Annotated in this window: 12 protein-coding genes; 10 read left to right on the top strand and 2 right to left on the bottom strand. The window is 43.1% G+C overall.

What is annotated here, in order from left to right; genetic code table 11:
* The first annotated feature begins 9 nt into the window (after window positions 1-9).
* The 8 genes from WA1_RS09855 to WA1_RS09825 all read left to right on the top strand — a co-directional run bounded on the left by WA1_RS09855 (window position 10) and on the right by WA1_RS09825 (window position 8,177).
* Entirely contained in the window at window positions 10-930 is a 921-nt protein-coding gene (locus WA1_RS09855) for a hypothetical protein (RefSeq protein WP_017743832.1), read from the top strand.
* 23 nt (window positions 931-953) lie between these two features.
* Window positions 954-3,044: an AMP-binding protein gene (locus WA1_RS09850; protein ID WP_017743831.1), complete on the top strand. Its 2,091-nt coding sequence runs from the start codon at window positions 954-956 to the stop codon at window positions 3,042-3,044.
* 14 nt (window positions 3,045-3,058) lie between these two features.
* The gene (locus WA1_RS09845; RefSeq protein ID WP_017743830.1) at window positions 3,059-3,352 is read left to right on the top strand and encodes a hypothetical protein; all 294 of its coding nucleotides are present in this window, start codon (window positions 3,059-3,061) and stop codon (window positions 3,350-3,352) included.
* Window positions 3,309-4,178 (top strand): dioxygenase family protein, encoded by an 870-nt coding sequence (locus tag WA1_RS09840; protein WP_017743829.1) that lies wholly within the window; start codon window positions 3,309-3,311, stop codon window positions 4,176-4,178. Before WA1_RS09845 ends, WA1_RS09840 begins: the two co-directional genes overlap by 44 nt.
* 129 nt (window positions 4,179-4,307) lie before the next feature.
* On the top strand, window positions 4,308-4,475 hold the full coding sequence (locus tag WA1_RS56810; RefSeq protein ID WP_272819110.1) for a hypothetical protein: 168 nt from the start codon (window positions 4,308-4,310) through the stop codon (window positions 4,473-4,475).
* A gap of 119 nt (window positions 4,476-4,594) precedes the next feature.
* Complete coding sequence (locus tag WA1_RS58600; RefSeq protein ID WP_201789081.1) at window positions 4,595-5,560, top strand: hypothetical protein; 966 nt, start codon at window positions 4,595-4,597, stop codon at window positions 5,558-5,560.
* Window positions 5,561-5,672: 112 nt separating this feature from the next.
* Window positions 5,673-6,002, top strand: a complete 330-nt coding sequence (locus WA1_RS09830; protein ID WP_017743827.1) for a hypothetical protein — start codon at window positions 5,673-5,675, stop codon at window positions 6,000-6,002.
* Window positions 6,003-6,389: 387 nt separating this feature from the next.
* Entirely contained in the window at window positions 6,390-8,177 is a 1,788-nt protein-coding gene (locus WA1_RS09825) for a PAS domain-containing sensor histidine kinase (protein WP_017743826.1), read from the top strand.
* Between the two features lie 69 nt (window positions 8,178-8,246).
* Here the strand turns inward: WA1_RS09825 and WA1_RS09820 are convergent, their stop codons facing one another.
* Window positions 8,247-8,426: a hypothetical protein gene (locus WA1_RS09820; RefSeq protein ID WP_017743825.1), complete on the bottom strand. Its 180-nt coding sequence runs from the start codon at window positions 8,424-8,426 to the stop codon at window positions 8,247-8,249.
* Between the two features lie 484 nt (window positions 8,427-8,910).
* Here WA1_RS09820 and WA1_RS09815 point away from each other — a divergent pair, with 484 nt between their 5' ends.
* The gene (locus tag WA1_RS09815; RefSeq protein ID WP_017743824.1) at window positions 8,911-9,411 is read left to right on the top strand and encodes a NifB/NifX family molybdenum-iron cluster-binding protein; all 501 of its coding nucleotides are present in this window, start codon (window positions 8,911-8,913) and stop codon (window positions 9,409-9,411) included.
* 17 nt (window positions 9,412-9,428) lie between these two features.
* Window positions 9,429-9,677 (top strand): hypothetical protein, encoded by a 249-nt coding sequence (locus tag WA1_RS09810; RefSeq protein ID WP_017743823.1) that lies wholly within the window; start codon window positions 9,429-9,431, stop codon window positions 9,675-9,677.
* Between the two features lie 345 nt (window positions 9,678-10,022).
* Here WA1_RS09810 and ltrA read toward each other — a convergent pair whose 3' ends face one another.
* Window positions 10,023-11,780, bottom strand: a complete 1,758-nt coding sequence (gene ltrA / locus WA1_RS09805; protein ID WP_026134697.1) for a group II intron reverse transcriptase/maturase — start codon at window positions 11,778-11,780, stop codon at window positions 10,023-10,025.
* Window positions 11,781-12,528: the final 748 nt, after the last annotated feature.

The following is a 12,528-nucleotide window of genomic DNA, read 5'->3' as shown; positions in this document are numbered from 1 at the left end:
GTAAATATTATGACTTTTATTCACGTGAATACCCCAACTTCTTTAACCATCTCCGCTCGCATCGAAAAGCGATCGCATCAAGGCGAATTAACTCAAAAACAAGTAGACAATTTCCAAGATTTCCTCACCAAAATCAATCAAGAATTGTTACAACACCGCATTATCACCAACAACACCTATACTCGTTGGTTTTCTAACGGTACAGCCACAGAGAAAGAATTGCGTTACTTTATTCAGCAATTTTCGGTGTTCTCCAATCAATTCCTCATAGCAGCACTGTTAAAAGCCATTAACTCGCCCACCCTTGAGCAGTCGCGAAAGAGTCGCGAGATATTGCTGAACGAACTAGGCGTCATTTATCGCAAGCTAGAGCAATCAATTGGCAATAACATGGGTCAGACTGAAGAGGACAAGGATCGAGAAGGTGATCCTGAATTAGTCAGTACCGAGGGTACAGTGGACGGTGGCATTTGTCGTTTCCGCGCCGCACATTTTGAATGGCTGGTCAATTTAGCTGAGGGTTTGGGGTTACACTACAAAGACATTGGCAAACGCAAGCACGGAAGTTCTACCACCTTGCACTTCTGCAATGAACTGCAACGTCTTTATGGAAGTGATGACCCATATATAGCTGAGGGTGCTAGCTTTGCAGTGGAAAACTGGGCAGCAGCAGGCTTCTGGCAGGAATTGGAGGAAGGACTCACGCGCATTAAGCAAGCACGATACCCGAACTTGCGTTTAGCATTCTTCAGTTGGCACAATCGTGTCGAGATGCAACACGCCGGACACACTCTGGAGGAGCTTGAAGCGGTTTATTTTCAAGCTGACTTTGACCAAGCCGAGTTCATCCAGGGAGGACGAGAAATTCTTGATGCCATTGCCGTTTTTTGGGATGGGTTGGAGGCAGATCGTCTTGGAATGGAGGGATGAGGGAGATAAGGAGGACAAGGGGGATGAGGACGCAATTGTCACTAGAACAAATTATCGCTTGTGGTGTCGAAGCAAAGACTGCGATCGCAATTCTGCCGCAGGTCAATCAGTGGCTTGCTTCATTACAACCTGCTGATTGCTGGCAGCACTTAGTGCAATACATTCTCACTCCCAGTCATCCCTTTGCATTACATGAACTCTTCTACAAAACCACCTTCTCCGATTGGGATAGCAGTCAAGGACTACCGCCTGCTTGGTTTCCTTCCAAAGAGCAAATTCAAGAAACGAATATCGCTGCTTTAATGAAATCCCTGGGGCTAGATTCTTATCCAGAACTTCATGCTTGGTCAGCACAAAATCGGGCTGAGTTCTGGGAAATAGTGATTCAACATTTGGGTATTCACTTCCGAGAAAAGTACAGCCATATTATCGATTTGAGCAATGGAGTTGAGTCTTCGCAATGGCTGGTAGGTGCTCGATTTAACATCATTGAAAGTTGCTTTTCAGCACCAGCTAATGCACCAGCTATTCTGTTCCAATCAGATTGTAGTTCAATTTCTACCATGACTTATGGCGAACTCCAATCTCTAACTAACCGAGTTGCTAATGGATTGGTGGAGGCTGGCTTTCTTGCTGGCGATACTATTGCCATCGTGATGCCCATGACAGCCGAATCTGTGGCAATTTACTTGGGAATTATTAAAGCTGGTTGCGTGGTAGTTTCCATAGCTGACAGTTTTGCGGCTACAGAAATTGCTATGCGATTGCGTCTATCTAACGCTCAAGCAATCTTTACCCAAAGCTATATTCTGCGTGGTGGCAAGCAGTTGCCTCTCTATGAGAAAGTTATAGCAGCCAATTCACCGAGAGCAATTGTTGTAAAAACTAAAATGGGGAACGAGGATCGGGAGACTGTTTCCTTGTTGGCATCTTTAAAACTGCGTCCTGGCGATTTGACTTGGGAAGATTTTCTCAGTTCCAACCATCAATTCGATGCTATCCTTGCCCATCCTGCGACTGCCATCAATATCCTATTTTCCTCCGGTACGACAGGAGAACCCAAAGCCATTCCTTGGACGCAAACCACTCCCATTAAATGCGCTGTTGATGGTCATTTGCATCATGATATTCATCCCGGCGATCTAGTCGCTTGGCATAGTAACTTAGGATGGATGATGGGACCCTGGCTGATTTATGCTTGCTTAATGAATCGAGCGACTATTGCACTTTATTATGGAGTGCCTACAGAACGAGAATATGGTCAGTTTATACAAGACACTAAAGTAAATTTACTTGGTGTCGTACCCAGTCTTGTTAGTCACTGGAAAACGACTGCTTGCATGCAAGGGCTGGACTGGAGTGCTATAAAAGCTTTTAGTTCGACAGGTGAGTGTTCTAAGCCTCAAGATATGCTGTATTTAATGTCCCTGGCTGGATATAAACCCGTTATTGAATACTGCGGGGGTACAGAAATCGGTGGAGGCTATATGACTGGAACTTTAGTACAGCCTTGTGTACCTTCAACTTTTACCACACCTGCTTTGGGATTGGACTTTGTTATTCTTGACACAGAAGGAAATTCTGCTAACAAAGGCGAGGCGTTTATCGTACCTCCATCAATTGGGTTGTCTACTCAGTTATTGAACAAAGACCATCACCAAGTTTACTTCGCAAAGACTCCTGTTCTCTCCTCCGCCATTCCTCTACGCCGTCATGGCGACCAAATAGAAAGGTTACCTAACGGCTACTACAGCGCTCAAGGTCGGGTAGATGATACCATGAACCTGGGCGGTATTAAAGTTAGTTCGGCTGAGATTGAACAAGTTCTGAATGGTGAACCAGAAATTTGTGAAAGTGTTGCGATCGCAGTTTCTCCTTCACAAGGAGGACCGAGCCGATTAGTAATCTATGCGGTCGTTGCACCGGAGGTTCAACAAGATAAAGCAGCGCTGATGATATCTTTACAAGCAGCAATTAAGCAACGTCTCAATCCCCTATTCAAGATTCACGACCTTGTGATTGTTGATACCTTGCCACGCACTGCTTCCAATAAGGTAATGCGTCGGGTATTGCGCGAACACTATTTTGAGCCAACACCGCTAAATAAAATTTAGCGCAACTGAATTTAATGGCGGGACGAAAAGCCAAGGCGGCTGCGGCTTATGAACCAGCACTTAAGTATTTTACAGTTGGGATCGCTCTGTTGTCTGCTGACTCTTGGCAAACACACTATAACTTGACATTAAAACTGCACGAAGAAGCAGCCGAAGCAGCTCTTCTTTGTGCCGAGTTTGAGTTGATGGAACAGTTGGCACAATTCGTGTTGCAACAAGCTCAAACTTCGTTTGATAAAATTAAAGTACTTAAAGCAGATAAAGATGAGAAACATTACTCTCGAAAGTATTACTCAAGCCGTGATTGAGCACGGTGATCAAGGCAAGACTCATGCACGCCTTTACGAGATTTATACCAGCCTTATTCGACATCTGCACGCCTTCGTGCAGGAGGTGAATCTGACGGAACAGGAGTTATCGCTCTTGCGCGATTTTCTCATTCGGGCAGATCGCTACACAAAAGAGATACCGAATGGGGAAATTCATATGCTGCTCGACTTGCTGGGAATCTCAGAGCTAGTGGTTCTATTGCATAACAAGAGTAGCACAGCTACTGAAAGTAATCTGGAGGGTCCTGTCTATGTAGCGGATGCGCCAGAGCGCAACATGGGCGATCGCCTCGGAATTGATCGCGACGGCAATACGCTCTTCCTATCAGGACGCGTCTTAGACCTGAACAACAAACCAATTGCCAATGCGCTTCTTGATGTCTGGCAGTCAAATTCAAAGGGACTCTATGACCTTCATGATGCATCCCAGGCAAAGGGTAACTTTCGAGGTCGTTTCAGAACCAATTCGGACGGCTCTTACGCATTTGAAACGGTTGTGCCAATAGGGTACACTATCCCATCAAGCGGACCGTGCGGTGAGCTGCTGCAGCTTTTGGGACGACATACCCAACGAGCAGCCCATATCCATTTTAAGTTGAGTGCTGCAGGCTATATACCCCTGACTACACAAATTCATATTGATGGAGATCCGCACCTCGATTCAGATACAACGTTCGCGGTCAGATCTGCCATCATTAAGCTGCAAAAACATGAGACACTCGACAAACTCAACGCATACAATCAAAGCAAACCTTTCTATACAGCCGAGTTCGACTTTGTGCTACAACAGACAGATGCGGCTTAGAGCTTGGAAGGTCATTGGTTGTTGATTATTAGTTTTTCATGGTTAATGGTTAGTGAATAACTCGTGGCTCTACCGAGAGCAGCGACTAAAAACTAACCACTAAAAATTAGCTACTTGTCGTTGAGCGTCATGGAGGAAAGATTGAAGTTAATTCTGTTTTGGGACAGGGAGCAGAGTTTGCGATCGCACTTCCGATATCAAGCCCACAGTAAGCGATCGCACATCTATTTAATCAGTGGTGGTTACATTCCCTTGTCTGTGATGCCCGCTTATAAAGTTACAACTAAAAATAGATAAAATATCTATGTATAATATTTACTTTTTTAGTAAAAAGCACTATAAAATACTTGTTACCGGATTAAGCGTTGTCAAAAATGAAAAGCAAAGGAATTAATTCAACATTTTAGAAATATAATATGCGTTATTTCATATACACTATTTTAGTGAAAGGGAATGCAAGGTATCTTGTCTATTTCATGTTCTTCATTAGCAGTATTCTATTAGGCAAGCAGGAAGTTAATGCACAGACACTTACGATTTGTTCGCAGCAACAGATACCCAATAATTATATAGTCATCGCGGCTACAGATTGGCCATCCTGTGATGGCAGTCAACAGCTTCAGATCGCTCCTGCACAACCAGGTCTGAAAATGTGCAAATCTTACAGGATAGGATGGAGTACAGTTCTTCCGAATTTACCTAATGGTTATGTCATTACTGGTAACACCACAGCCTCATGTGGTACAACTGGCGAGAATGCAGTTGTAATTGACACACCCAGGAATGATTTAAAGATATGCTCCTACTATATATTGCCTACTGGTGGAACTAAAGGAGCTTTAGTACCTAGTAACTATGTTGTAACCAGTAAATCCACTACCTCTGCTTGCAGTTCCCTTGATGATGCCACACTTACAATCAAGCAGCCACTTCCTGGCATAGAAGTCTGCACTGCTTATCCCTTAGGAGGATTTGGGACAACTACTATTCCAAATGTACCCAATGGTTTTGTTGTAACTAAAATTAGCAAAAATACAGCTTGCGGTTCGATTATTAATTCGATTGTTCTCGATCAACCAAAAGATAGGTTAAACATTTGCCTTAGTTATCCTACGGGCGTTTTTGATCCCATCGTTGCTTATCCTCAAATTCCCTATAGCTACATTATTGAAAACAGGAGCCAAAGCATTGATTGTGACACAAGTTTGGGTTTAAATAGAGCCACCATCATCTCTCTTTCAGCAACACCATCTCCTAGCCCGACTCCATCACCAACACCAACACCATCTCCCAGCCCGACTCCAACACCATCTCCCAGCCCGACTCCAACACCAATACCCAGAGCGATCGCTCCAATAATTCAATTGTTACTTTCTGATTGAGAATAAACAAATCATCAGTATTAAAAGTTTTAATCAATGATTTGTCTCCATCTCTGGATTGAAGAAAGTTTTGTGAAATAAGATGTTTCTCTTCTGTTTGGGATAAAAATATATGAAAAATATCGCTCGTTTTCTTTTACCAATACTCTGCTTTATACCTTTGCAGCAAGCGGCATTAGCACAACAATCCTTATTTTTATCTGGAGTCGCTAAGACATGGCGATTGGAAAACTATGTTCCCGATAGTGTGACGATTTGGTTTTCAGGTAGTGCCTGTGTAAATGGTTTACTCCAACTACCCGCCAGTGCTACCAAAGCAGATCGCGATCGCCTTTTTGCTACGGTTTCCTTGTCTAAAGCAACAGATAAACCGATGTTCGTCGTTTACGTTGTGAGCTCTGGGCGTTGTGACATCAGTAGTTTCGGAATGCTCGAGCAATAATCAACAATACTTTACTGATGCCAACAAAATGCTTGCTGTAACTAGACCCAAAATTTATCGGGATCTAGTTGCGAGTTTAGACTCAGGCAGGCGCTCGTTTAACAAAACCCCAGTGCATTGTGCCGCTTATAGCGCTTGTACTACGTTTGCAGGCGCTTTTTTTGTTGGAGTTTTAGCACACAAACGCACCAATACTGAGCCGACGAATCTTTTTCCTCTGGACTTGGTGGGGTTCGTTAAAATTTTCAGAATTCAAATAAGATTGCATATATTGAGGTGGGCATACTAAAAAGTGAGTCAGGAGGAAACCTTATTTTTAGCCGGGGGCAAACATCATGAAGACCGCATTCTTGACTATAACTGCAATTCAATTGGAATAACTAGGTTATGGATATTAGCAATAACTTCGTGCATACAACCCAGGAAACCGAGACAGAAATTGCGTTGCGTCAGAGCCAACAGCGATTGCAAGAAGCTCAAAGAATTGCTCACATTGGTAATTGGGAAATAGATGTTGCCACCCAAATCACTATTTGGTCAGAAGAAGTCTTCCGTATTTTTGGTTTGGAACCTAGACCAGAAGCACCACCGCCCCACGAACACAAACAGCAAATTCACCCAGACGACTTACTTGTTTGGCAAAAAAAACTAGAACAAGCGATCGCTCAACCCACTACTTTTAATTTTGACTTACGCATTTACCGTCCTGATGGTTCCCTGCGTTATCTTAACATCATCGGAGAATCCCAAGCAGATGAATCCGGACAAGTCATCAAACTTGTGGGTACTGTCATGGATATTAGCGAACGCAAGCAAGCCGAAATCGCATTACAGCAAGTTTTACAACAAACTGACTATCAATCCTGCTTGCTGCAAGCAGTGCTGAATTCTACCCCGGACTGGATTTTTGCCAAAGACACAAACTTTCGTTACATCCTAGCCAGTCGGAGTTATGCAGCCGCAATTGGGAAAACTGTGGAAGAGATTCTTGGCAAAGACGATCTGGAGTTAGGTTTTTCTGAAGAACTTGTCTTTGGAAATTCAGCAAAAGGCATTCGAGGATTCCGCGCTGACGATCGCACGGCGTTAGCTGGTAAACCTGTATGTAACTCCTTCGATCCTGCGACAATCGCAGATGGTTCGCTACGTATCTTCGATATCCGTAAAAATCCTTTATACGACTTAGATGGAAAAGTGTTTGGAGTACTTGGATTAAGCCGTGACTTAACCGAGCGCTATCATGCAGAAGAAGCCATGCGTCGTTCCGAAGCACAACTTAAGGAGAAAGCCGAAGAATTGACGCGCACTTTACAGGAACTTCAGCAAACGCAAATGCAGATGATCCACAGTGAAAAAATGTCTAGTTTGGGACAACTAGTAGCTGGAGTCGCTCACGAAATTAATAATCCTGTGAACTTTATTCATGGCAACCTCTCTCACGCCAATCAATACAGCCACGAAATTCTAGAATTGCTAGCTCTTTACCAGAAACATTACCCAATTCCACATTTAGAGATTCAGAAACAAGCAGAAGCGATCGACCTGGAATTTATACAACAAGATTTACTTAAACTTCTATCCTCAATGCGCGTTGGCACAGAACGCATCCAGTCAATTGTAGCATCTCTTCGCACATTTTCCCGCATGGATGAATCCGAAATGAAAAAGGTTAATATCCATGATGGTATTGATAGTACGTTAATGATTTTACAACACAAGCTCAAAGGGAAAAGTTCTTATCCCCAAATTCAAGTTATTAAAGAATATGGCGACTTACCATTGGTGGAATGCTACCCCGGACAGTTGAATCAAGTATTTATGAATATTTTGAGTAATGCCATTGATGCTTTGGAAGAGGCTTTCTCCATTGGTTTTTGGTCATTTGAAGGAGACGAAAAACAAAATAACAGTCCTCAAATTTACATTCGTACTGAAGTAATACATAACCAAGTTTTTATTCACATTGCTGACAATGGACTGGGCATGACTGAAAATATTCGTCAGCGAATTTTCGATCCTTTTTTCACAACAAAGCCTGTGGGTAAAGGAACTGGAATGGGCTTGTCCATTAGTTACCAAATTGTGACAGAAAAACATGATGGCTCACTTTACTGTGTTTCAAAACCCGATTTAGGAACAGAGTTTATCCTTCAGATTCCTTTAAAACAGAAGTAATATCATGTCCGTCATGACCAATGCCCATTTTCATCCGTTCTCATATACGCAGTTTATATAACTACTTATCTAGGTCTGTTGCGGACCTTTGGCGTCACATTCTTTAGCGAAACACCGTTCCAAAAGCTCAACTCTGTAATGACGTACAAAGCGTCGGGGATCTAACACCAGTTTAACTTTGGGGTTCATCACGGGTTGATTGAGATACTGCCACAAGGGAAATTGAAGATTGTTATTGTCTGAAGTCATATATACAAAGAAAATAATACAACACAATAGCAGGCTCAGTATTGAACATCTGGTATAAAATATGCTTATTACCGTTCCTTAGTTAAACCTTACAAAATATACATACGATTGTCCTGCGGGCAAACGCGGAAAATTTTAGAGATTACCTCTGCAGATAGTTAAAAAAATCCGTTAAATCAACTATTGCCAAATGTACTCTCTCTGAACAAGACAATGGGGAGTGGGGAGTAGGGAGTAGGGAGTGGGGAAGAAAAAATAAATCTGTGTAATGAAACGTAAAAATCTAGCGCCAAAGCATCGGTCACTGGTCACTGGTCACTGGTCACTGCAATGTTAGATGCTCACTTTTATCTTAGTGGCAAGCGTATATCATATCACTGTAAATAATGGCGGAAACAGTTAGTAGTGAATAGTAAGTTGTGTTGCCACTAACCACTAGCCACTAACCACTAACCACTAACCATTACTTATCAAGGAAAAGAAAATGAAGATTGCCTTCATGACAACTGACAGAGTTAATGTCAACGCTCATTTTGGTTCGGCGCAAGAGGTTGATGTTTATGAAGTCTCAGAAACTGGATACAAGTTTGTCGAAACGCTTCTCTTTGAAACGCCATCTAAAAAAGCTGAAAAAGTTTCTGAAACCAGTGAAGGTGGTTGCAAACATGGTAAAAGTGACTGCAAAAAAGGTCAAGATGGTTCCAAAGAAGCTGAAGGTAGCTCGAAAAAAGATAAAGATGGTGAAAGTGATGATAAAGTGGCACGCAAACTAGAAGTGTTAGCTGATTGTATCATTGTTTATGTCGCCTCAATTGGTGGTACAGCTGCTGCTAAGTTAATCAAAAACGGTATGATGCCAGTTAAACCGCGATCGGATGAAGAAAATATTGTTTATATTTTGAATAGGTTGGTGGAGGCTCTCAAAGGAAATCCTCCTCCTTGGTTGCGTAAAGCTTTACAGGGAAAAGTGACCAGTGACCAGTGACCAGTGACCAGTGACCAGTGACCAGTGACCAGCTTGTATTCAATTTAAAGGATAAAAAAAATTTATCCTTTATGCTTTCTTCAATTATGCTTATTTCTTCATTAGTTTCTCTTGGACTTGCAATGATTTTTCTGTTTGTAAGTGCCAAAGTTTTACATCAAATCTTGCAGTTGCTCGCTCTCTTAATCGCTATCTTTTGGTTGTGTTCAAGCTTGTTTTTTTCAATTGTTCCAAGTGAAGTTTTAATCGCGCTACTCAAAACTTAGGCAAACTTAAGGATTTACGCCCTTAAGGCTTAAGAGAACCCATAGCGCGGGGTTTTTTCGCGGATATGAGGGGTCACTAAGACCTGTACAGTATCACGCCCACAAGGAGCTTTTGTTTGCACGCCAGTCGCCTCAACGGGGGGAACCCCCGCACGGCGCTGGCTCCTTAGCTTGCTGTACAAAGAACCGTTAGTTCTTGCCTGTTTGATACCAAGAAAATACCATTTGTGACGATTAAAACCGCCACAGATGTTGTCGGGTAAGATTGGGGTGTTGCCACCCCGCACTCCCCTAAGAACCGGACTTGACTGTTACCAATCATACGGCTCAAGCCTCGATAGCCACCTAGTTGTGTGCGTGGTCTGAGGGTTCTTCCTTTCCTGACTTCTTGCTATGGGTGTTCCTATGGCAGGCTGAGTGTAACCATACTAGGTTGTTTGGCTTATCCTCTCCACCAAGGCGTATTGGTATGGTGTGGTGTAGATGCAATGGTTCCCCGTTGTGTATAGATTCTCCGCATTCTGGGCATGTATGCTTTTGTTTTTCCGCTACTAGGTGGTACAAACTTCCTTTTGCGAATCGGGTTTTACCCATTTTCTTGGCTCTATCTGTCCAGTATTTGCGTAGATTGGGGTCATCTGGGGAGTTAGTGCCTGCTACTTTAATGTGGCGGATTATGGGTGTTGAACCTGCTTTGACAAGGGTGATAATTTCCGACTTTCCTTTGCGGTTTTTGATTGTGGAGATGAAGTCCCATTTATTTGCTTGGGCGTTTTTACCTTGAACATTAAAATATTTCTTGGCAATCCACTTTTTGCCTTTATTGGGATGTCGCCTTTTCCCCCATTTATACAAGGCTCTCCATAATTCGCTGTCAAAGTAGTATAAAGCTTCTTTGGAGCAGACCGTTCTGTAGTAGTTGGCAAATCCTCTAATAATTGGGTTTAGGTAGTTAATTACTGCTTCAGGAGATGCATTTTGGTTTTTTCTCAACCATTTTTTGATTTCCCTGATTTTGGTAAGAACTTTTTCTTTTTCAGGTTTAATAATGGTAGTGCCATTATAGTGCCTGACGTTGAATCCTAAATAGTTAAAGCCAGCGTCTATGTGGACGAGCTTTGTTTTATCAGGATTAAGTTCTAACCCTCTAATTTGAAGCAGTAATTCAATGTGAGGTAGGACTGCCTCTATCATTTCAAAGCTAGGGGCGGTAATCAGGAAATCGTCTGCGTACCTTATGAATCCAAAAGGGCTGATTGCGTCGTACCTGTAAGAAGGTGTTCCGCTTCTGTTGTATCCATTGCGGTATTTCTTCCTGATTGTTAAGTTTTTCAGGTATACACCTATCCCATCAAGCGCGATGTTTGCTAGGAGAGGTGAGATTATGCCGCCTTGGGGTGTTCCCTTATCGGTTACTTTGGTGATTTCCTGCTCTACATATCCTGCCTTTAACCACCCTTGGGCGTACTCGTTTCCTGGTAACATTTTCACTCTTTCTGTGATGAAATCGTGGCTTATGTTGTCGAAAGCACCTCGTATGTCAGCATCAAGTATCCATGTGCCGTTGCCAGTAGCAACTCTGTTGAATACTTGTTCTATTGCATCGTGTGTGCTTCTTCCAGGTCGGAAGCCATAACTATGCTCCTCAAAGAAAGTTTCAAAGTATGGTTCCCATGCATTGAGGATTATTGCCTGTTTCACCCGGTCCACTATGGAGGGGATGCCGAGCGGTCTTAACTTGCCGCTTGCTTTGGGGATATACACCCGTTTGGTGGGTAGGATATCCTTTGGCTTAAAGTCCCTCACCATTTGAATTATTTCTATTCTTTGGCTTGGTTTTAGGGCAACAAAACCGTCAACACCCGCTGTTTTCTTTCCCTGATTTAGTTGTGTTACCCTTCGGATCGCAACAAGTAGATTGGAAAAGCTCCTTAACATTAGCTTCATTAGACTCCTGACTTTACGCCATTCGCCTGACTGGGTGGCACGGAAAATCCTTCTTCTCAGATTCTTAACTCGTTTCATGTGGGGTTTCCATTTGATGTCACCCCAAACGAGCGATTCTACTCCGATTTCAGTCTTGCAACTGACCCTATCTTTCATAGTTTCTTTACGGTTTCTTTGATTCATTCATTTCCGTTCAAGACCAGATGGAAGTCAGCTACCTTTCGGTATAGGGTAAAAACCCCTATCACTGTCATTACAACAATGCATTTGCTTGTTCACATCCTCCTTTACCCCCTTTGGGATTCTTCCTTCCTTACGGTTGGGCTACTTAGGCAATTGTTCGCCGTAAGACCAAGTGGGGCTTACCGTGTTTCGCTGGTTGGACTTGCGATGTTTCGGGTTCCGTTAATACTCCGAGAGGGTCTGTGTCCAATCGATCATCAACAAAATACATTTGATGATCCGCCCTCCTTACCTTTTGGTTCGGGTGTGTCAGGTCTAGTACAGCTTATGCTGTTTTCACCCGTCAGCTAATTACGAAGCGGTTACGGTTTGCTATTGCTAACCCGATTACATCTTTCCCTTGCCCTTACTTCTTTAACCGTGACCTCGGCTGATGGAGTTTACCATCTTGGGGCTTTCGTGGTCTGCATTCCAATGGGTTCATTGCTTACTGCCATCGTGACCGGGGTGCGTGACCCTTTTACGTGAGAACCTGATGATTGGATATCAGAGGGAAGACGGCTTCCCAGTCCAATTGGTTTATCACCTCCTCCAGCGACTTTTCACGTCGCGCGATTTTCCTAGCTACCTTCTTCCAAGCTCCCGACTTCAATTTGTCCTCCGGCGAATTGAAGTAAGAATCAAGGTGTTTAGGTAATCTTTCAGTTCTACCCTGACTGCG

The organism is Scytonema hofmannii PCC 7110, assembly GCF_000346485.2.
Lineage (GTDB): Bacteria > Cyanobacteriota > Cyanobacteriia > Cyanobacteriales > Nostocaceae > Scytonema > Scytonema hofmannii.
Note: the sequence above shows the minus strand (reverse complement) of the source record. Positions and strands in the feature narration are given on the sequence as shown.